The 19592-nt window shown below is 72.3% G+C and carries 19 protein-coding genes; 7 read left to right on the top strand and 12 right to left on the bottom strand.

Translation table 11 applies throughout. The annotated features are described in order from the left end of the window. Positions 1-95: 95 nt before the first annotated feature. The 3 genes from ABEA26_RS11355 to ABEA26_RS11345 are packed head-to-tail and all read right to left on the bottom strand — an operon-like array spanning position 96 to position 1655. A complete protein-coding gene (locus ABEA26_RS11355; RefSeq protein ID WP_345591582.1) occupies positions 96-569 on the bottom strand; it encodes a hypothetical protein in 474 nt (157 codons plus the stop codon). Continuing rightward, complete coding sequence (locus ABEA26_RS11350; protein ID WP_345591580.1) at positions 566-832, bottom strand: DUF397 domain-containing protein; 267 nt, start codon at positions 830-832, stop codon at positions 566-568. The genes ABEA26_RS11355 and ABEA26_RS11350 overlap by 4 nt, the downstream gene beginning before the upstream one ends. After that, positions 807-1655 (bottom strand): helix-turn-helix domain-containing protein, encoded by an 849-nt coding sequence (locus ABEA26_RS11345; protein WP_345591578.1) that lies wholly within the window; start codon positions 1653-1655, stop codon positions 807-809. Before ABEA26_RS11345 ends, ABEA26_RS11350 begins: the two co-directional genes overlap by 26 nt. A gap of 94 nt (positions 1656-1749) precedes the next feature. On the opposite strand from ABEA26_RS11345, the gene ABEA26_RS11340 reads away from it, so the two are divergent. Beyond that, positions 1750-2184, top strand: a complete 435-nt coding sequence (locus ABEA26_RS11340; protein WP_345591576.1) for an ATP-binding protein — start codon at positions 1750-1752, stop codon at positions 2182-2184. On the opposite strand, the gene ABEA26_RS11335 is transcribed toward ABEA26_RS11340, so the two are convergent. After that, positions 2181-2771, bottom strand: coding sequence for a cysteine hydrolase family protein (locus ABEA26_RS11335; protein ID WP_345591575.1), 591 nt, complete (start codon positions 2769-2771; stop codon positions 2181-2183). The two genes, ABEA26_RS11340 and ABEA26_RS11335, sit on opposite strands and share 4 nt — an antisense overlap. Before the next feature lie 129 nt (positions 2772-2900). Between ABEA26_RS11335 and ABEA26_RS11330 the strand changes: the two genes are divergently transcribed. Next, a complete protein-coding gene (locus ABEA26_RS11330; RefSeq protein ID WP_345591573.1) occupies positions 2901-3893 on the top strand; it encodes a GlxA family transcriptional regulator in 993 nt (330 codons plus the stop codon). Between the two features lie 56 nt (positions 3894-3949). Here the strand turns inward: ABEA26_RS11330 and ABEA26_RS11325 are convergent, their stop codons facing one another. Then, a complete protein-coding gene (locus ABEA26_RS11325) occupies positions 3950-5581 on the bottom strand; it encodes an nSTAND1 domain-containing NTPase (protein ID WP_345591571.1) in 1632 nt (543 codons plus the stop codon). A gap of 308 nt (positions 5582-5889) precedes the next feature. Between ABEA26_RS11325 and ABEA26_RS11320 the strand changes: the two genes are divergently transcribed. Together ABEA26_RS11320 and ABEA26_RS11315 are read left to right on the top strand one after the other, a co-directional pair. Continuing rightward, positions 5890-7647 (top strand): glycosyltransferase family 39 protein, encoded by a 1758-nt coding sequence (locus tag ABEA26_RS11320; protein ID WP_345591569.1) that lies wholly within the window; start codon positions 5890-5892, stop codon positions 7645-7647. A 59-nt stretch (positions 7648-7706) separates the two neighbouring features. Next, complete coding sequence (locus ABEA26_RS11315; RefSeq protein ID WP_345591568.1) at positions 7707-8150, top strand: type II toxin-antitoxin system VapC family toxin; 444 nt, start codon at positions 7707-7709, stop codon at positions 8148-8150. 80 nt (positions 8151-8230) lie between these two features. Here ABEA26_RS11315 and ABEA26_RS11310 read toward each other — a convergent pair whose 3' ends face one another. The 6 genes from ABEA26_RS11310 to ABEA26_RS11285 form a co-directional block, all read right to left on the bottom strand. Then, complete coding sequence (locus ABEA26_RS11310) at positions 8231-9082, bottom strand: ECF transporter S component (protein ID WP_345591567.1); 852 nt, start codon at positions 9080-9082, stop codon at positions 8231-8233. Further along, complete coding sequence (locus ABEA26_RS11305; protein ID WP_345591565.1) at positions 9079-10770, bottom strand: ABC transporter ATP-binding protein; 1692 nt, start codon at positions 10768-10770, stop codon at positions 9079-9081. The genes ABEA26_RS11310 and ABEA26_RS11305 overlap by 4 nt, the downstream gene beginning before the upstream one ends. Further along, positions 10767-11942 carry an energy-coupling factor transporter transmembrane component T gene (locus ABEA26_RS11300; protein ID WP_345591563.1) on the bottom strand — a complete coding sequence of 392 codons (1176 nt, stop codon included), beginning with the start codon at positions 11940-11942 and terminating at the stop codon, positions 10767-10769. Before ABEA26_RS11300 ends, ABEA26_RS11305 begins: the two co-directional genes overlap by 4 nt. A 94-nt stretch (positions 11943-12036) precedes the next feature. Then, entirely contained in the window at positions 12037-12729 is a 693-nt protein-coding gene (locus ABEA26_RS11295) for an SCO2322 family protein (RefSeq protein ID WP_345591561.1), read from the bottom strand. Further along, positions 12726-14006, bottom strand: a complete 1281-nt coding sequence (locus tag ABEA26_RS11290; RefSeq protein WP_345591559.1) for an SCO2321 family membrane protein — start codon at positions 14004-14006, stop codon at positions 12726-12728. Before ABEA26_RS11290 ends, ABEA26_RS11295 begins: the two co-directional genes overlap by 4 nt. A 252-nt stretch (positions 14007-14258) precedes the next feature. Continuing rightward, a complete protein-coding gene (locus ABEA26_RS11285) occupies positions 14259-14930 on the bottom strand; it encodes a TetR family transcriptional regulator (protein WP_425587817.1) in 672 nt (223 codons plus the stop codon). Between the two features lie 205 nt (positions 14931-15135). Here ABEA26_RS11285 and ABEA26_RS11280 point away from each other — a divergent pair, with 205 nt between their 5' ends. From ABEA26_RS11280 to ABEA26_RS11270, 3 genes are read left to right on the top strand one after another with little or no spacing between them, the layout of a single operon-like run. After that, positions 15136-16524: a glycosyltransferase family 4 protein gene (locus ABEA26_RS11280; RefSeq protein ID WP_345591555.1), complete on the top strand. Its 1389-nt coding sequence runs from the start codon at positions 15136-15138 to the stop codon at positions 16522-16524. Continuing rightward, positions 16518-17252, top strand: coding sequence for a class I SAM-dependent methyltransferase (locus ABEA26_RS11275; protein ID WP_345591553.1), 735 nt, complete (start codon positions 16518-16520; stop codon positions 17250-17252). The genes ABEA26_RS11280 and ABEA26_RS11275 overlap by 7 nt, the downstream gene beginning before the upstream one ends. Next, positions 17249-18337 carry a prenyltransferase/squalene oxidase repeat-containing protein gene (locus tag ABEA26_RS11270; protein ID WP_345591551.1) on the top strand — a complete coding sequence of 363 codons (1089 nt, stop codon included), beginning with the start codon at positions 17249-17251 and terminating at the stop codon, positions 18335-18337. Before ABEA26_RS11275 ends, ABEA26_RS11270 begins: the two co-directional genes overlap by 4 nt. 304 nt (positions 18338-18641) lie before the next feature. Here the strand turns inward: ABEA26_RS11270 and ABEA26_RS11265 are convergent, their stop codons facing one another. Further along, positions 18642-19553: a hypothetical protein gene (locus ABEA26_RS11265; protein WP_345591549.1), complete on the bottom strand. Its 912-nt coding sequence runs from the start codon at positions 19551-19553 to the stop codon at positions 18642-18644. Positions 19554-19592 lie beyond the last annotated feature (39 nt).

The following is a 19592-nucleotide window of genomic DNA, read 5'->3' as shown; positions in this document are numbered from 1 at the left end:
CGATAATTCGAACAGAAACGTTCACTCGACCCGGTCCGGGTCGCAGGTCGCCGGGTCACAGAGCCACCGGGTCACAGAGTCGCCGGGGCACCGGGTCATCCGGGCACGGCCTCCCGCGTCCGGCGAGTGACGGCGAACCCGGTCAGGGCGACAGCGCCGATCCCGAGCAGGGCGGTCGCCGGATTGACGTACGACGGGATGACGGCCTCGACCACCCGCCCGTCCCCGGCCCGGCAGCCGAAGTGCAGCGGGAGGAACGTCGGTACGTAACCGCTGACTTCGCCGCCGCCCAGGACCCGGTGGCACGCCTGGGCCTGGACGTGGTCGTCGAAGAAGAACAGGTGCAGGAGGCCCCAGGTGTACATGCCGACCGTCGCGCCCCACGCCAGTACGGCCGCCGGTGCGAGGAACACCTGCCCGCCCGGGCCGGTCCTCCTCGCGCGCACCAGGCCCGTGATCCCACGAAGGGTGAGCCAGAGCACGGCCACGAGGCCGGCCAGGAGCAGCAGGAGCAGTACCGCCCCGTCGTGCTCGGCGTAGGGCTCGTCTCCGGAGCCGGACGCGATCACTCGGCGGTCGTGGAGGCCCAGGTGGTGAAGGCGGTGAAGGCGGCGGGGGCCAGGGTGAGGGCCGGTCCCGCCGGGTTCTTGGAGTCGCGGACGGCGACGGTGGCGTGCCGGGGCAGCTCGGCGACCTCGACGCACTCGCCGCCCTGGTCGCCGCTGTAGGACGACGTGCGCCAGGTCAGCCGGCCGAGCGGCGCGCACTCCACGCAGTCGCCGCCCTGGTCGCCGCTGTAGCTGGACTTACGCCACTGGTTCCTCGTCGGCATCGCCTTGCTCCCCATAGCGTTCCTCCATCACCCGGCGGATCAGCTCCGCCGAGTCCTTGAGGGAGAGCGCGGCGGCCCGGAGATGATCGTAACGGAGTGAACAGTCCTTGACGCTCTCCGGGTTGGCGGTCGGATGACCGGTGCCGTACCCCTCCGTGTAGACGATGGCGGGGTCCCGCGCGAAGCGATAGAGGTTGAATGAGCCTTGAAGCCCCGCGTGCGCGCCCGCCGAGAACGGCAGCACCTGGACGTTGATCCGGGGGTTGTCCTGGAAGGACAGGAGGTGGGTCAGTTGGCCGCGCATGGTCGTCCGGCCGCCGATCTCCTGGCGCAGCGCGGCCTCGCTGAGGACCGTCCAGAAGACCGGTGGTTCCTTCTTCTCGAAGATGCGCTGGCGGGCGAGCCGTACGGCGGTGCGGTCGTCGAGGTCGGTCGGGTCGAGCGTGCCGAGTACGGCCCGTACGTAGGCGTCGGTCTGGAGCAGGCCGTGGATCATGTGCGTCTGGAAGGTGCAGATCTCGACCGCGCGCACCTCCAACTCGGCCACCTGTTGGAACCACGCCGGTTGCTGGCTGCGCATCACCAGGTCGACCAGCCGGGACAGTAGCCCGCCCGTCCCCAGCGCCGCGTCGACACGCTCGCTGAACTCCGGTGTCGGCACCTTGCGTGCCGTCTCGATCTGACCGACCAGTGAGCCGGTGTAGTTGACGATGTCGCCGAGCTGCCGCTGCGTCAGCCCGGCCGCCTCCCGATGGCGCCGCAGCTCGAAGCCGTAGTAGTCGAGCGGTGAAGCGCCCGGGTCGAGGACGTTGATGTGGGTCATGAGGAGAGCCCCTCTCGCACCAACTCGGTCCACCACGGGACCGGTTGTATCCGTTCGGTAGCCCACGGTAGTCGTCCGACGTCAGGCTCGTGTCGTGAACGAATACTTTCCCTCGGTCCTCGTGGGCCACTGCGCGAACCAGTACCGGATGAGCTTCACGGTGGGCGCCCACTCGGCCGGGCACGTCAGGCGCATCGTCCGCTCGTATCTGGGCGAATGGGATCTCGACGAGCTGGCCGACGGCGTGGAGCTCGGCGTGACCGAGCTGCTGGCCAACGTCGTACGGCATGTCCCGGACCGCCGCTGCACGCTGGTGTTGCTGCGGCGGGCGGACGGCGGTGGTGTCCGGGTGGAGGTGGCGGACGGCAGCCCCCGGCTCCCCGTCGCGGCCGGGCGGGTGAGTGACGACTCGGAGAGCGGCCGGGGGCTGGTGCTGCTGGACGCGGTCGTCGACAAGTGGGGCGTGGGTCCTGGCCCCGGGGACGGCAAGACCGTGTGGTTCGAGTGCGGGGGTGCTGCTCCGTCCTAGCCCAGGGACTCCTGTGACGGAACGACGACGCCGTACATGTCGGTGATGGTGGCGAGGGCGCTGTGGTGCACCTGGTGGGCGTCCACTTCGGTGCCGGCGACCGGCAGGGCGCGGGTGGCGCAGGCGTCGGCGACGACCGTGGGGCGGTTGCCGCGCAGGAAGGCGCCCTGGGCGGTGAAGGTCACGCACATGTGCGTCATGAAGCCGACGACGACGAGGTCGCTGTTGCCGGCCGCGTCGACGTGCTCGCCCAGGTCCGTGCCGAAGAACGAGTCGGGCGCCTTCTTGACGACGACGGGTTCGCCGTCGACCGGGGCGACGCTCGGGTGGATCTGTCCGATCTCGGCGCGGCTGTCGTAGGGGGTGCCCTCGCCGCCGTCGTGGACGACGTGGATGACCTTGGCGCCTTCCTGGCGGGCGCGGGCCAGCAGTCGGGCGCCGGCGTCGAGGGCGTCCTGCCAGCCGTCGAGTTCCATCACGCCGGTCGTGTAGGTGTTCTGGTAGTCGACGAGCACCAGGGTGGAGTCGGCGAGCTCGGCGGGGGTGTCGTCGAGTCCGTTGAGGCGGCGCAGCGTGGTCCTGGGCATGGGGGACTCCCTGATCTTCGTCGGATGGAGGGTGCGGCTGGTGGCCCGCTCCTACGACGCTACGGCTCTCCTCTGATGTCGGCAATGTCGTCTAACCTGCAGATACCGACATGGAAGCTGGGAGGGATCATGAACCCTGTGAGCCGGCTGATCGTCGTCGTCCTCTTCGAGGGCGTCGACCTGCTCGACGTCACCGGACCGCCGGAGGTGTTCGCCCTCGCCCGGCGCGAGACGGCCGAGGCGGCGGGCTACGAGGTGGTCCTCGCCGCCGAGACCATGGACCCGGTCACCACCGGCGCCGGGGTCCGGGTCCTCCCGGACGTCACCTTCGACGACCTGTCCGCCCGGAGCGTCGACACCCTGATCGTGCCCGGCGCGGTCGAGATCGACGGCCGGCGCCGTGTCCGCGCGCTCACCGACCCCGTCGTGGTGGAGCGGGTGAGGCAGCTCGCCGGCCGGACCCGGCGGGTCACGTCCGTCTGCGTCGGCGCGCACGTGCTGGCGGCCGCCGGGCTGCTGGACGGCAAGCGCGTCACCACCCACTGGTCGACCGCGCGGCAGCTCGCCGACGACCACCCGGCCGTCGAGGTGGACGCCGACCCGATCTTCATCCGGGAAGGCGACGTGTGGACCGGCGCGGGCATCAGCTCCTGCCTCGACCTCTCCCTCGCCCTCGTCGCCGACGACCTCGGCGAGGCGGTGGCGCTGCGGGTGGCCCGGCAGCTCGTGATGTACTTGAAGCGGCCGAGCGGGCAGAGTCAGTTCAGTGTTCCGCTGGAGCAGGTCTCCACGACCCGGCGCGTCGAGGAACTGCGCCACCACGTCATGCGCAACATCGCCGAACCGCTCACCGTCGCCGACCTCGCCGCACACGCGCACGTCAGCGACCGGCAGCTCACCCGGATCTTCAAGACCGAACTCGGCACGACCCCGTACGCCTACGTGGAGTCGGCCCGCGTGGAGGTGGCGCGCCAGCAGCTCGAATCCACCGACGCGACCTTGGAGAGGGTCGCCTCCGCCTGCGGCTTCGGCACCGTCGACACCCTGGTCCGGGCCTTCCGCCGCCGCCTCGACACGACACCGACCGAGTACCGGCGCCGGTTCCGGACGGGCTCCGGCTGAGCCTCCCGTCTCCTGTGCTGATCGACGAGCGCCGACGAGAGACTGCCAACCCCCGGTCACGGGTGTTCGCGGTTGAGGAACCAGACGGTCCAGAGCACCATGGAGCACGCCGTGGCCAGCCGGAAGACGAGCCACCACCGGCTTCGGACGAATCGCCGCGACACAGCCACGAAAGGTCGGGTGTAGCGCCCCCTGCGGAGGCTCTCCCTGAGGAACTCCCGCTCCAGGGGCGTCAGGTCATCGGTCGAGCCGTCTGTCCTGATGAAGGCGTCGCGGGCGGCCACCAGACGCGTACCCCGGTACAAGGCGTCGGAGTCCCGGTCCAGTTGAGCCCATTCTCTGGCTGCCTCCGTCAGCCGCCGCTGTAGGCGCAGACGTTCGCGATCGGCATCCACCCAGGTGTGCAGCCGGGGCCATGCCGTGATCAGTGCTTCGTGACTCAGGTTCATGGTGGCGTCGTCCGCCGTGACCAACCGTGCCCGGACAAGCCTTTCCAATACCGCCTCGGCCTCCGGGGACCGGGCCAGCTCGTCCCGGTCGACGGGCCGCCGGGTGTCCGGTGCGCCGTCTCCGGGAGTGATCAACCGCAGGAGCATCATGCGGGCGAGCCCGGCCTGTGCCTCGGACATGTCACGGAACAGCTCTTCGGCGGTGTGCGCGACGGCCCCCTGGATACCGCCGATCGCGCGGTAGGCCTGAAGCGTCAGCGTACGTGCCCGGCGGCGGTGCCAGAGCTCCAGCAGGGTATGCGACATCAAGGGCAGGGCACCGGGCTCCTGAGCCATGTCGGCGATGATCTGGGATGTAAGGGCTTTTTCCACGACCAGGCGTGAGGATGTGGCCGGTTTCACGATCGTCTCCCTGACCTGCTCCGGAGACATGGAGCCGACCAGTTGGGTCGCCGTGTTGAGCGCCTCGACGAGCTCGGGGTGGTCGGCGCAGTGGCCGTAGAAGTCGGCGCGGACCGTGACGACCACCCGTAGGCCGCCCTCGCCGGGGACCGGGCGGGAGCGCAGGAGACCCTGGAGGAACCCGGAGCGTTCCGAGGGGTCGCGGCAGAGCGTGAAGACTTCTTCGAACTGGTCGACGAGCAGTACCGTCGGCGCGGCGCCCTCCACCGGGGACAGAAGCCCGCCATGCGTGGTGAGGGGGGTCTCACCCGGTGTGCAGATGCGGATGGTGGCAGGCCGGCCGTCGTCTTCCGGAAGCCGGCGCAACGCCGGTACCAGACCGGCGCGCAGCAGTGAGGACTTGCCACTGCCGGAAGGCCCGACGAGTGCGACGAACGGGTGCTTGCGAGTCATCTCCAGCAAGTCGCCGACGAGGTGGTCCCGGCCGAAGAAGAGACCGTCGTCCGCGGTTTCGAACCGGGCCAGCCCACGGTAGGGCGCGGGATCGTCCGGGGACGGTGTCGGGCCGGAGGGGACGTGCTCGGTCAGTTCGCGCCAGCGGCGCTCCCATTCGTCCGGGTGGCCTCCGCACGCCGCGACATAGGCGAGGGTGACCGGCAGGGACGGCGGCCGTTCACCTGCCGCCGCACTGGACAGGGTGGGGGCGGAGTAGCCGGTGCGGCGGGCCATGTCCCGGTAGGTGGGGCTTTTGGCAGCCCTGCGCAGCGCCCGTAGATCGTGAGCGAACCGCTGCACCGGGCCCGCCGTCGGATCCAGCGGCTTCTCGGAGCGTCCCACGGACCTGATCCCCCTTCGCGTTTCGGCTTCCCAGTCCGGTCCTCACCGTATGCGGAACGTGATTGGTAGGCGGCTGCGCGGCGGCTGACCAACAATCCTCCGGCTATTTGACTGCTGGTCACAGGGGTTCCACCCGCCCCCTCGATCCGAGGCGTTGACCGCTGTCCACGCCTGCGGATTCACTACTTCTCAGGGAGCAGACCATCATTGCGCAGTCGACCCGTGCACAGGCCCATGCCGACGAGGATGCTGAACCGGCCCGTCGGCCGCAGGTTTCATGGGGGTGCGGAGGCCGCCGAGGGGCGGCGGTGCCGGTACTACTGCCCGCGGTGGTCGCGCTCGGCTCGGGGTGGTGGGGAATCGACCGGCAGAACAGCATGTGGCGCGACGAGTCGGTCACCTATCAGGTGGCGCACCGCTCGCTGGGCGACCTGTGGGATCTGCTGGGCACGATCGACGCCGTGCACGGCCTCTACTACGTTCTCATGCACGTCGTGTTCGCTCTGTGGGACGGCGGTCCGGCCGCCTTGCGACTGCCGTCGGTCCTGGCGACAGCGGTGGCGGCGGCCGGAGTGGGAGCGATCGGTGCGGGGCTTGCCGGACGCCGTGCCGGTGCCTTCGCTGGACTCGTGTTCGTAGCGCTGCCGGTGACACAGCACTACGCGCAGGAGGGGCGTTCCTACGCGCTGGTTTCGGCGGCCGTCGTATGGGCCACGTACTTCTTTCTGCGTGGTGTGACCGCGGGTGGTGGCAGAGGGTGGGCGGCGTACGCCCTGACGCTCGGCCTCGCGTGCTGGCTGCACGAGTTCGCCGTACTGGTCCTGGTGGCCCATGGGCTGACCTTGTGGCTGGTGCGAGTTCCCAGCCGGGTGTGGCGTCGCTGGGGCATCGTGTCGGCCGTGGTCCTGGTGACCGTGTTGCCACTGGCCGTGGTGAGCGCCGGACAGGCGGATCAGCAGCTCGGCTGGCTCGGACGTCCGGGGCTGGCAGCATGGCTGCGCTTCCTGGCGACGTCGAGCGCGGGTGTCCTGCTCAGTCGGTTCCTCGTGCGGGGGGCTGCTCGAATGACCGTCCGAGGGGGTGATCGGGGAACGCTCCTGGCTTGCCTGGCACTGCCGATGCTGGTTGCCCCGGCGGGTGTGCTGATGACGTTCTCTCTTGTCAGACCCTGGTACGTGGAGCGTTACGTTCTGTACGGGATGGTGGGACTGGCCCTGCTGGCGGGGGCGGCACTGGACCGCTTGGCAGGGTTGCGGGACGGACTCGCCCCCGTCGCTCGGATGCTGATCGTCCTCGTCTCCGCCGTGGTGGTGCTCCTGGTTCTCGTGCCCTGGTCCATGCTGGTGCGATCGCCGGAGAGCCGGAAGGATGACGTCGTCGCCGTCGCCCAAGCCGTCGGGCGGGTCGCCGGCCCGGACGACGGACTGCTCTTCATGCCCGCTCGGCGACGTGAGTGGCTCCTGTCGTACCCGTCTGTGTACGGGCGCTTGGAAGACCTGGCCCTTGCCGAGTCCCCCGCCGCGTCGGGAACCCTGCAGGGGGTCGAGCTGCCCGCGGAGATGATCCGGCAGAACATCCTGGCCCACGACCGCATCGTCGCGCTGACCGATCTTCCCGGTCAGCCGCTCGACACTGTCGTGGAGGAGGCGGTCAAGCGGCGGGCCCTGGCGAGCCACTTCCGTCCCTGCGAGCGCGTACGGGTGCGGGGCGCGCGGGTGATCGTCTACGCACGCGCCGGGAACTGCGGTTCGGGTTCCGAGCCTCCGGACGCGTCGATTGGCGGCGGACCGGACAGGATCGGACCGGCGTACGCCCGTGCGGGCGGGCACGCCCTGCGGACGATCTTGCGGCACGCGTGTTCGAGGGTTCATCCGTGGCGGCGAAGCCTGATGTCAGCAGGCGGGTACGCCCGTATGCTGGCCGGAGATCCGGTAGGTGCTTTTGCTGGAGGTCCCGATGAGCACGCCCGAGCCCGGCGGCTTCAGCTCTCCCGAGCCGAGGCCACGTCTGTCCGTCGAGGAACTGCTGGCGGCAAAGAACACGCAGCCGATTCGCTCTCTGGGTGATCTCGCCGCCGACACGTTCGAGTCGGACGAGGAGCTGGAGCAGTTCCTCGCCTTCACTCATGCCGAGCGTCACCGCGACGCCGCCTGAGGCCGCCCGGATGCAACCCGTCATCCTCGACACCGACGTCGCCTCACTGCTGCACAAGCGCAAGCTCAGCGGTCCCCTGGCCACGCGTCTCATCGGTCGCAAGCCGCTGATCACATTCGTGACCTACGGCGAGCTGACCAAATGGATGGAGATCCGTCACTGGGGCACACGCAGCCGCCAGGAACTGGCCGACTGGCTTTCCGGTATTCCCGTTCTCCCGGGGGACGAAGCCGTCGCCACCACCTGGGGGCGGCTGTCAGCGGCCGGGATACAGCGTGGTCGGCCTCGTCCCACCAACGACATGTGGGTTGCCGCGGGCGCTCTCACCTACGACCTGCCGCTGGCCACTCTCAACCTGAAGGACTACGAGGACTTCCGTCTCCACCACGGTCTCCGGATTCTCGGCGGCGAGTAACAGCCGTTGCACCTCGGATTCGGCGTTCTGCGCCGTCGAAACACATGAAGGCGACGGCCCCGCTTCGTAGGGGAGCCCCGTCACGCGGAGCGGTCGGTCTCGTCGGTCTTCTCGAAGGTGACCGGTGCCTCGAAGGCCGCCCGGCGGGTGGCGCGGCGCAGGGCCTTCAGGACCGGGGTGCCCAGCGCGAGGGTCAGGACGACCGTCACGGCGGCGCGGCCCCCGTCCCAGCCGAGGGATGTGGCCAGGCAGTAGGCGAGGAAGCGGGCCAGGTTTTCGGGGATCGACGCGTCCGGGTCGAAGGCGATGTCCGAGGCGAGCGTGTTCATGAAGGTCCAGCCCTGGAGGTTCATCACCGTGCCGTAGGCGAAGGCCGCCAGGAAGCCGTACGCGGCCAGCATGAACAGCTCCGTGCGACCGCGCAGGCGGTCCGGGAAGGGCAGCAGGCCCGCCCCCATCGTGAACCAGCCCATCGACAGCATCTGGAACGGCATCCACGGGCCCACCCCGCCCGTCAGCAGCGCTGACGCGAACATCGTGACCGAGCCGAGGACGAAGCCGAAGCCCGGGCCCAGGACCCGGCCGCTGAGGACCATGAGGAAGAACATCGGTTCCAGGCCCGCGGTGCCCGCGCCGATGGGACGCAGCGCCGCGCCCACCGCCGCCAGGACACCGAGCATCGCCACGGCCTTGGGGCCGAGCCCCGACTCCGAGATCGTCGCCGCCACCACGGCCACCAGCAGCACCAGCAGGCCCGCGAACAGCCACGGCGCGTCCTGCGCGTGGGCGTTCAGCGAGGCGTCCGGCGGGGCCAGGAAGGGCCAGCCGAAGCCTGCCACGCCCACCGCGCTGACCAGGAGCAGGGCGGCAACGGAACGGGGACCGAGCCGGACGGCGCGGGCCTGACGCTGGGGAGGGGCGCCGCCGGTCATGCCAGCGCCTCCCGCACCTGCGCGACGGTCAGCCACTTCCGCGGGGCCAGCACCTTCGCGACCTGCGGGGCGAAGGACGGGGAGGCCATCACCACGTCCGCCGCCGGACCGTCGGCGATCACCTCGCCCTCCGCCAGCAGCACGACCCGGTGGGCCAGCTCGGCGGCGAGTTCGACGTCGTGCGTGGCCAGCACGATCGCGTGGCCCTCGGCGGCCAGGCCGCGCAGGAGGCCGGCCAGCCGGGCCTTCGCCGCGTAGTCCAGGCCGCGCGTCGGCTCGTCCAGGAGGAGGAGGGGAGGGCGGGCGGTCAGGACGACGGACAGGGCGAGGGTGAGCCGCTGGCCCTCGGAGAGGTCGCGGGGGTGGGTGTCGTCGGTGACGCCGGGGAGCAGCTCGGTGAGCAGGGCGCGGCAGGTGCCGGGGGACGCCTCCGCGTCCCGGTCGGCGGCGGCGCACTCGGCGGCGACGGTGTCGGCGTACAGCAGGTCGCGCGGCTCCTGCGGGACCAGGCCGACCCGGCGTACGAGGTCGCGCGGGGCCGTGCGGTGCGGTACGGCGTCGCCGGCGCGGACCGAACCGGCGGACGGTTCGACCAGGCCGACGAGGGCGGACAGGAGGGTGGACTTTCCGGCGCCGTTGCGGCCCATCAGGGCGACTGTCTCGCCGGGGGAGACGGTCAGGTCGATGTGGCGCAGCGCCTGGATCCGGTCCCGGCGGACGGCGAGGGAGCGGACCTCGGCGGCGTACGGGGTGGGGTCGGAGGGGGCCTGCGGGGACTTCCCGCGGCGGCGCCATCGGGACGCGGGCGCGGGCCGGAGCGGGGGGAGGGGCGGGAGCGTGGCGGGCGGTGGCGTGTGGTCCGGGATCTCCCGGTCGGACAGCCGGTCCCGCAGCGGGGCCGCGCGGCGGCGGGCGTCGCGGATGGTCAGCGGCAGCGGCGACCAGTCCGCCAGCCTGCCCAGGCCCACCACCGGCGGGTACACCGGGGACACGGCCATCACGTCCGCCGGGGGGCCGAGGAGCGGTGCAGTGCCCGGGGACGGGAGCAGGACGACCTGGTCGGCGTACTGGATGACGCGTTCGAGGCGGTGCTCGGCCATCAGGACCGTCGTGCCGAGGTCGTGGACCAGGCGCTGGAGGACGGCGAGGACCTCCTCCGCGGCGGCCGGGTCGAGGGCGGAGGTCGGCTCGTCCAGGACCAGGACGTCCGGGTGCGGGGTGAGGACCGAGCCGATCGCGACCCGCTGCTGCTGGCCGCCGGAGAGCGTGGCGATGGGGCGGGACCGCAGGTCGGAAAGGCCCAGCAGGTCGAGGGTCTCCTCGACGCGGCGGCGCATCACGTCCGGTGCCAGACCGAGGGACTCCATGCCGTAGGCCAGCTCGTCCTCGACGGTGTCCGTCACGAAGTGGGAGAGCGGGTCCTGGCCGACCGTGCCGACGACGTCGGCGAGTTCGCGCGGCTTGTGGGTGCGGGTGTCGCGGCCGGCCACCGTGACCCGGCCGCTCAGCGTGCCGCCGGTGAAGTGCGGCACGAGGCCGCTGACCGCGCCGAGCACGGTCGACTTGCCGACGCCGGACGGGCCGGCGAGCAGGACGAGTTCGCCCTCGGGGACCTCGAAGTCGATGCCCCGGACGGTGGGTCCGGCCGCTCCGTCGTACGTCACGGAGACATCCTCGAAGCGGATCACGACGGCTCCTTGACGGGGGCGGGGACGGGGGCGGAGGCGGAGGTGGGTACGGAGAGAGGGGCGGGAGCGGGGGTGACGAACGCCGGGAGCAGGCCGATCAGTACGGCCGCCGCCGGCCACAGGGGGAGGCTGGGGGCGACCAGCGGGACCACGCCCGGGTGCAGCGCCGCCGGGTCGCGGGCGGCGGCGAGGAACATCAGCGCCGCCACCGCCACGCCGGAGGCGGTGACCAGCCAGGCGCGGGCGTCCCAGCGGTCCGGGCGGTACCGGGTGCGGACCGACCGGCGACCACCGAGCCACAGTCCCGCGAGCGCGGCGGCGACGCCGGTCAGCAGGACGGGGACGCCGTACGTGCCGCCCGCCGCGGTCAGCAGCCCGTACGTCCCCGCGCAGACGCCGAGCAGGCCGCCGAGGGTGAGGGCGGCGGTGGTGCGGCGGACGGGGGCGGGGACCCGGGCGGTACGGCCGTAGCCGCGGGCGTCCATCGCGGCGGCGAGGGCGACGGAGCGCTCCAGGGCGCCTTCCAGTACCGGGAGTCCGACCTGGAGCAGGCCCCGTACGCCGCTGTCGGGGCGTCCGCGCAGACGGCGGGCGGCGCGCAGGCGCTGGACGTCGGCGATGAGGTTCGGGGCGAAGGTGAGGGCGACGACGACCGCCACGCCCATCTCGTACAGGGCGCCGGGGAGGGATTTGAGGAGGCGGGCGGGGTTGGCGAGGGCGTTCGCGGCGCCGACGCAGATGAGGAGGGTGGCCAGCTTCATCGCGTCGTACAGGGCGAAGGCGAGGCCCTCGGCGGTGACCCGGCCGCCCAGGCGGATGCCCTGTGCCCAGTCGGGGAGGGGGACCTCGGGGAGGGTGACGAGGGTGTGGGTGCCGGGGATGGGGGAGCCGAGGACCGCGGTGAAGAGGAGGCGGATGACGAGGACGGCGAGGGCGAGCTTGACGAAGGCGCCGTAGGAGCGGGACCAGGGGGCGTGGGGGCGGCGGGCGATGACGACGTAGGCGGAGACGGCGACGAGGAGGGCGAGGAGGAGGGGGTTGGTGGTGCGGGTGGCGGCGGTGCCCAGGGCCAGCGCCCAGAGCCACCAGGCGCCGGGGTGGAGGGCGGGGCCTTGGTGGTGGCGGGGGGTGGGTGCGCCTGCCGGCGCTGTCAGGGTGCCGCCTGCGCCCACCCGTGCCGCCCCAGCGGCACGACTGCCCGCAGGCTGGGCCTGGGCGGAGCGATTGCCCGCGGGCCGGGGCGGCGTGGCGCGATTACCCGCAGGGTCAGTCGGTGGCATTCCTGCGCCGCCTTGCCTGCCAGGTCGCCGCTCCGGCCAGGGCTGCGACGAGGGCGATGCCCGCGTAGAGGCCGACCGACGGGCCGTTGTCGTCCGACGCGTCCTTCTCGTCCGGGGCTGCGGTGGCCGCCGAGTCCTGCTGCGTGTCGTTCTGCGAGCCCTCGTTCTGCGAGCCCTCGTTCTGCGAAACCTGCTCGCCGCACCCCGACTTCGGGTACCCGGCGATGCCGCACAGCAGGGCGTTGGTGTCGTAGCGGAGCGGGTCCGCCACGGCGGCCAGGGCGTCGGCCGTCGTGGCGTCGGAGGAGACCTGGGCACAGGCCGTGCGCGGGGCCGGCGGAGTCTCGCCGGCCGGCGCGTCGGACGCCGTGCCGAAGTCGAGGACCAGGGCGACGCGCTTGCTGCCGTCCTCGGCCGGCGTCTTCGCGCAGATCGTCGCGAAGTCCGCCGTACCGCGCGGCTGGGCCGCGTCGCCCGAGTTCTCGCTCACCGCGAAGCGGAAGCCCTGGACGTCGCCGTCGGAGGGGCGGGCGAGGGACGGTCCCTGGGTGGCGTAGACCCAGCCGTCGCCGTCGCGGTCCCAGAAGGACCAGTAGCGGTAACCGGCGGCCTGCGCCTGGCCCGCGCTCCCGATCAGCAGGAACGCGGCCAGGACGAGGAGAACGGCGCGGCGGGTCACGGCTGCTGCTTCTTGGTGCGGGCGCGCAGGACGAGGCCGACGGCGACGGCGATGGCGACGACGAGGCAGCCGCCGACGATCCACCGGACGCCGAAGCCGGAGTCGTCCTTCTTCTCGTCCTGCTCAGCGTCCTGGGCGCTGATGGTGGCGGTGTCCGTCACACCTCGCGGAGCCGGTCCCGTCGCGTTCAGCTTCTCCACCAGGTCCGTGCCGCCGAAGGCGCGCGGGTCGGTGCCCGTGGCGTGGGCGGCGAAGATCAGCTGGGCGTAGGCGGCCGGGCCGCTCTGCTCGGCCCACTTCGCGGCGTTCTTCTTCAGCCACGCCAGCGGCTCGGCGGCCTTCTCCACGCCGCCCTGTGCGGCGAGGGCGACGACCGCGTCGGCGGTGTTGCCGTAGTCGGGCTGGTCGGCGGAGCCGCCGAGGGCGGACTTCAGGTGACCGTCCTCGGCGAGGGCCCGGGCGAGGTGGGCGGCGCCGTTCGCGGCGGCCTGCTCGCGGGTGGGCTGGTCCGCGTCGGCACAGGTGGCGGCGGTGTCGGTCTTCTCGCCGGCCTCGGTGACCAGGCCCTTGCCGAGGGCGCCGAGGACACCGGCGGCCGTCGCGTCCGCGTTGGCGAGCAGCTTGCCGTCCTGGTCCGGGTACCCGAAGGCGCCGCCGTCCTCGGCGCAGGACAGGGCGGACGCGAGTAGGGCGTCGTACGGGGACCTGCCGTCCTTCTCGACCCGCTCGGGGTCGGTGCCCGTGGCGGTCAGGGCGCCGATGACGACGGAGGTGGAGTTGGCGTCGCTGGCACCGCCGGGGGAGTAGCCCCAGCCGCCGTCCTTGTTCTGCACGGACTTCAGCCAGGCGAGGGCGTCCTCGACGGCATCGCCGTGTCCGCCGACGGCCCACAGCGCCTGGACGGCGGCCGCCGTGCTGTTGGTGTCGACCATGGTCTTCGCGTCGCACGCCTTGGCGGTGTCGGCGCGGTACGGGGCGAAGGCGCCGTTGGCGCACTGTTGCCCGGTGAGCCAGTCCACGGCCCCCGACGAGGGGAGCACGCCCGCCGTGTCCTGCGCGAGCAGGGCGAGGGACTGGCGCCAGACGCCGTCGTACTGGGGGTCCGTGGTGCCGAACAGCGTGGACGGCGTGGACGGCGTGGACGGCTGGGACGGCTGGGACGGAGCGGATGCGGAGGCGGACGGCGACGGGTCGGCGGCGGCCGCGGGCGCGGCGGCGGCGCCGAGCACGGCTATGACGGCGAGGGCCGCGGCGCTGCCACGACGGCGGACGTTCATGAGCGGCGGGTGCCTTTCCCTGTGCGGGACCGGACAGCACGGGGCACCCCCGGCGGCTCGGCCCCGTATGCCTCGACGGTGCCCGTGCGCCGGCGGGTGCCGGGCACGTGAGCCGGTCACGTCCGTGCGGGGCAGTCCGGCTCACCGTCCGCGGACGACCTCGAAGGGGCTCCACGGACGGCTCACGGTTGCGGGTCAGCGCCGGAATTGCACCGGCTTCCCCCCGTACGGCGTGATGACGACGCGGCCACCTTACCCGGAGCCGACGGGACCGGGCCGGGGCGTCTGCACTCGTACCCCGGCGTCCGTGAGGTCGATCAGCCGGCACACCGTCCCGATGTCCACCCTCACCTGGGCGAGGGAGGCGCGGCCGGAGAGCCAGGTGATCAAGGTCGAGAGCCAGGTGTGCTCGATGACGCGGACCGCGGAGAGCTGCTCGGGGGTCGGGTTCTCCAGGCCGCCCATCGCGTCCAGGATGATCGCCGTGGTCTGGCGGGAGACCTGGTCGACCTCCGGGGAGACGCTGCGGTCGGCGAAGGTCAGGGCACGGGCCATGGCCTCGGCCAGCCGGGGTTCGCGCTGGAGCGCGCCGAAGGCCCGCATCAGGGTCTGCGCCACCCGGTCCGCCGCCGTCTCACCGGCCGGCGGGCTCTTGCGCAGGGTGCCGTGCAACTGCTCCAGCTGGTCGTGCATGGTCGCCACCAGCAGATGGACCTTGGACGGGAAGTAGCGGTACAGCGTGCCCAGGGCGACCTGCGACGACTCCGCGACCTCGCGCATCTGCACCGCCTCGAAGCCGCCCCGGCAGGCCAGCCGCGCGGTCGCGTGCAGGATGCGGCGGCGGCGCTCCCGCTGCCGCTCGGTGAGGGGCGGGGCGGCGGGGCGGGGTGACCGGCCGGACGCGTTCGCTGCCGGGTTGTCCACCTTGGTCACCTTCCCCCCGACGTTCCGGTCCGGCACAGTGCCCGGCAGGGTGTCGCGCCGTGGCGTGAATCACCTGATCCACTCGTCACAGCACCCCTACCTGCCGGTAGATTCGGACCCTCTGAACGATCAAGTCTGAAACTTGTTCTAGATTAACGTCCCGGCATAGTGTCGCGGGACAGCGCAGTGAGAAGGGGGCCCCAGGGTGACCGCCGAGGCCAGTCAGACGGGTCCCCGTCCGGAGCCAGCCGCCGACGGCTTGCGGCCGCTCCGCATCGCACTCCTCACCTACAAGGGGAACCCGTTCTGCGGCGGACAGGGCGTCTACGTCCGCCACCTCTCACGCGAACTGGCCCGCCTCGGCCACCGGGTCGAGGTCATCGGCGCCCAGCCGTACCCCGTGCTCGACGAGGGCCTGGCGGACCGGTTGTCCCTCACCGAGCTGCCCAGCCTCGACCTCTACCGCCAGCCCGACCCCTTCCGCACCCCGAAGCGCGGCGAGTACCGCGACTGGGTCGACGCGCTGGAGGTCGGCACGATGTGGACCGGCGGTTTCCCCGAACCCCTGACGTTCTCGCTGCGCGCCCGCCGTCATCTGCGTGCCCGCCGCGGCGACTTCGACGTCGTCCACGACAACCAGACCCTCGGCTACGGCCTGCTGGGCGACGTGGGCGCGCCCCTCGTCACCACCATCCACCACCCCATCACCGTCGACCGGCAGCTCGAACTGGACGCCGCCGAAGGCTGGAAGCGCCGCTGCTCCGTGCGCCGCTGGTACGCCTTCACCCGCATGCAGAAGCGGGTCGCGCGCCGCCTGCCCTCCGTACTCACCGTCTCCGGCACCTCCCGCCAGGAGATCGTCGACCACCTCGGCGTACGGGACGACCGCGTCCACGTCGTCCACATCGGCGCCGACACCGACCTGTTCTCGCCCGACCCGTCGGTGCCGCGGGTACCGGGCCGGATCGTGACGACGTCCAGCGCGGACGTGCCGCTCAAGGGCCTGGTCTTCCTCGTCGAGGCGCTGGCCAAGGCGCGCACGGAGCACCCGCGGGCCCACCTCGTCGTCGTCGGCAAGCGGCCCGCCGAGGGGCCCGTCGCCCAGGCGATCGAGCGATACGGCCTCGAAGGCGCCGTCGAGTTCGTCAAGGGCATCTCGGACGCCGAACTGGTCGACCTTGTACGTTCGGCCGAGGTCGCGTGCGTGCCGTCGCTGTACGAGGGGTTCTCGCTGCCGGCCGCCGAGGCCATGGCGACGGGCACCGCGCTGCTCGCCACGACCGGCGGCGCCGTTCCGGAGGTCGCCGGACCCGACGGGGAGACCTGCCTCGCCGTACCGCCGGGCGACGCGGGGGCGCTGGCCGCCGGGCTGAACCGGCTGCTCGGCGACCGCGAACTGCGGGCCCGGCTCGGCGCGGCCGGACGCGAGCGCGTGCTGCGGCACTTCACCTGGGCGCGGGCCGCCGAAGGCACGGCCGCCCGCTACCGCGAGGCCGTCGGCCCCTCCGCGACCACCCCGAAGGCCGTCCTCGCGACCCCGGCGAGCGCGACCAGTGACACCGGTGTCTACCCCGAAAGCAGGGCCACGTGCTGACCGTCGACTTCTCCCGGTTCCCGCTCGCCCCGGGCGACCGCGTCCTGGACCTCGGCTGCGGCGCCGGCCGGCACGCGTTCGAGTGCTACCGGCGCGGCGCCCAGGTCGTGGCGCTGGACCAGAACGCGGAGGAAATCCGTGAGGTCGCCAAGTGGTTCGCGGCGATGAAGGAGGCGGGTGAGGCCCCGGCCGGAGCCACCGCCACCGCGATGGAGGGCGACGCGCTGGCCCTGCCCTTCCCGGACGAGTCCTTCGACGTCGTCATCATCTCCGAGGTGATGGAGCACATCCACGACGACAAGGGCGTCCTCGCGGAGATGGTCCGCGTCCTCAGGCCGGGCGGACGCATCGCCGTCACCGTGCCGCGCTACGGCCCCGAGAAGGTCTGCTGGACCCTGTCCGACGCCTACCACGAGGTCGAGGGCGGCCACATCCGCATCTACAAGGCCGACCAGCTCCTCGCCCGTATCCGCGAGGCCGGCCTCAGGCCCTACGGCAGCCACCACGCGCACGCGCTGCACTCGCCGTACTGGTGGCTGAAGTGCGCGTTCGGCGTCGACAACGACAAGGCGCTGCCGGTGCGGGCGTACCACAAGCTACTGGTCTGGGACATCATGAAGAAGCCACTGGCGACGAGGGTCGCCGAGCAGGCGCTGAACCCGCTGATCGGCAAGAGCTTCGTGGCGTACGCGACCAAGCCGCACCTCCCGTCGGTGGACGCCGCGTGACGTCGCCCCGGAGTCCTCGCACGCCCCGCACGGAACACCTGATCCTGCCCGGCGTCCTCACCGACGACGAGGCCGCCGCCACCGTCCGCGGCATCCTCGCCGAGCAGCGGAAGGACGGCGCGATCCCGTGGTTCCGCGGGCACCACCTCGACCCGTGGGACCACGTGGAGGCGGCGATGGCCCTCGACGCGGCCGGCGAGCACGAGGCCGCCGAGCGGGCGTACGAGTGGCTGGCCCGCCACCAGAACCCCGACGGTTCCTGGTACGCGGCCTACGCCGACGGGGACTTCGCCGATGTCACCGACCGCGGCAGGGAGACCAACTTCGTCGCCTACGTCGCCGTCGGGGTCCTGCACCATCACCTCTCCACCGGCGACGACATGTTCCTGGACCGGATGTGGCCCGTCGTACACGCGGCGGTCGAGTTCGTGCTGCGCCTCCAGCAGCCGGGCGGCCAGATCGGCTGGCGGCGGGACGACGACGGCACCGGCACCACGGACGCGCTGCTGACCGGAAGCTCCTCCGTCCACCACGCACTGCGCTGCGCGCTCGCCATCGCCGAGGAGCGTGAGGAGCCGCAGCCCGGCTGGGAGTTGGCGGCGGGCGCGCTGCGGCACGCCATCCGACGCCACCCGGAGCGCTTCCTGGACAAGGGCCGCTACTCGATGGACTGGTACTACCCGGTGCTGGGCGGCGCGCTGACCGGCACGGAGGCCAGGTCCCGCATCGCGGAGAGCTGGGACCGCTTCGTGGTCCCGGACCTCGGCGTACGCTGTGTGGTCCCCAACCCGTGGGTGACCGGCGGCGAGTCGGCCGAACTCGCGCTCGCCCTGTGGGCGGTGGGCGAGTCCGACCACGCCCTGACCGTCCTGCAGTCGATCCAGCACCTGCGGGACGCGGACAGCGGCCTGTACTGGACGGGCTACGTCTTCGAGGACAAGGCGATCTGGCCGCGGGAGCTGACCACCTGGACGGCCGGCTCCCTGCTCCTCGCCGTCGCCGCGCTCGGCGGTCACGAGGCCACCTGCCAGGTCTTCTCCGGCGACCGCCTGCCGAGGGGACTGGACCCGGACTGCTGCGTCTGACCGTCCGTCCGGGTCATCGCCGACCGCCTTCGCCGACCGCCTTCGCCGACCGCCTTCGTGGGCACTGAGCCGGACGCGGTGGCCGGCGAACAGGCGGACGGCCGCGGCCGGTCCGTAGCGTCCGCGACCCCGCGTGCCCACGCCTCGTCGAACGCGTTCTGCTCTCGGAAGGCCCCAGGTTCGAAACCTACGGCCGGGACGTACGGCCGTTACGTACGACGACGGCCCCTCGCCCGGAAGTACCGGTGAGCGAGGGGCCGTTGACGTGGAACGGGTGGACGGCCGAGCGGGTGGGCGGGTGCGGTCAGCCGCGCTGGATGCCCGAGGTGTCCTGCAGCACACCGCGGCGGCCGTCCTGCGTCTGGGCGACCAGGTTCGCGCCACGCTGCTCGACGGCCAGGTACCAGGTGCCCGGTGCCAGTTCGGCGATCGGCGTGGGCGAGCCGTCCTCCGCGAACAGCGGACGCGGCACCGGCACGGCGAACCAGAACGGCGAGAAGTCCCCGGCCGGGGCCGGCTGCGCCTGCGCCTGCTGCGGCTGGGCCGCCTGCGGGGCCTGCGGGGCCTGCGGCTGCGGCTGACCCGGCTGCGGCTGCCCCGGCTGCGGTCCGCCGAAGGACTGACCCGGCTGACCGGGGCCCGGCTGGCCCGGACCGGGCTGGCCCGGCTGGCCGCCGTACGGCTGCTGCTGCGCGCCCGGGTAGCCGTAACCACCCTGCGGCTGACCGCCGTAGGGCTGCGGCGCCGCCGGACGGGCGGCCGGGATCAGGGAGCCCTTGAGGGCCGGGACCAGGGGGGTCGCGACGGCGGCGGCGGCCATGATCAGGGTGGCGACGAGGGCGAGGATCAGGCCCGTGCCGGCGCCGATCTCGTTGGTGAAGGCGCCTTCGCCGTCGAAGGCGCCCGCCGGGTCGAAGATGTTGCCGAGCGCGGACCAGGCGGCGAAGACGGTGAACGCGACGCCGAACTGGCCGAGTTCGAGCCCCGCCACCTTCTTGGGCTGCGGCAGCGCGCGGGCCACGATGACGAGCGCGGTACCGATGATGCCCGCGAGTACGACACCGAGCACGACCGCCCCACTGCCCCACAGGCTGGGAATGTCGGCGTCGTCCGGGGCACCGTCGATCGAGTAGATGTCGAGGAACGACGCGATGAACAGCAACACCGCTGCTCCGATCACCACGCCGTCGCCTCGAGTGAGGGAGCGGATATTCACTTCAGGTCCTTCGTAGGTCGTCTCGTCGTCGGTAGAGGC

It is taken from the genome of Streptomyces marokkonensis (genome assembly GCF_039539045.1).
Lineage (GTDB): Bacteria > Actinomycetota > Actinomycetes > Streptomycetales > Streptomycetaceae > Streptomyces > Streptomyces marokkonensis.
The sequence above is the reverse complement of the archived record's forward strand: the minus strand, read 5'-3'. Positions and strand labels throughout refer to the sequence as shown.

Bases quoted from the DNA above. Each gene is read 5' to 3' on its own strand.
- ABEA26_RS11335 (WP_345591575.1), bottom strand. From the start codon at position 2,771: ATGCCCAGGACCACGCTGCGCCGCCTCAACGGACTCGACGACACCCCC.
- ABEA26_RS11290 (WP_345591559.1), bottom strand. From the start codon at position 14,006: ATGAACGTCCGCCGTCGTGGCAGCGCCGCGGCCCTCGCCGTCATAGCC.
- ABEA26_RS11330 (WP_345591573.1), top strand. From the start codon at position 2,901: ATGAACCCTGTGAGCCGGCTGATCGTCGTCGTCCTCTTCGAGGGCGTC.
- ABEA26_RS11310 (WP_345591567.1), bottom strand. From the start codon at position 9,082: ATGACCGGCGGCGCCCCTCCCCAGCGTCAGGCCCGCGCCGTCCGGCTC.
- ABEA26_RS11315 (WP_345591568.1), top strand. From the start codon at position 7,707: ATGCCGAGCGTCACCGCGACGCCGCCTGAGGCCGCCCGGATGCAACCC.
- ABEA26_RS11345 (WP_345591578.1), bottom strand. From the start codon at position 1,655: ATGACCCACATCAACGTCCTCGACCCGGGCGCTTCACCGCTCGACTAC.
- ABEA26_RS11350 (WP_345591580.1), bottom strand. From the start codon at position 832: ATGCCGACGAGGAACCAGTGGCGTAAGTCCAGCTACAGCGGCGACCAG.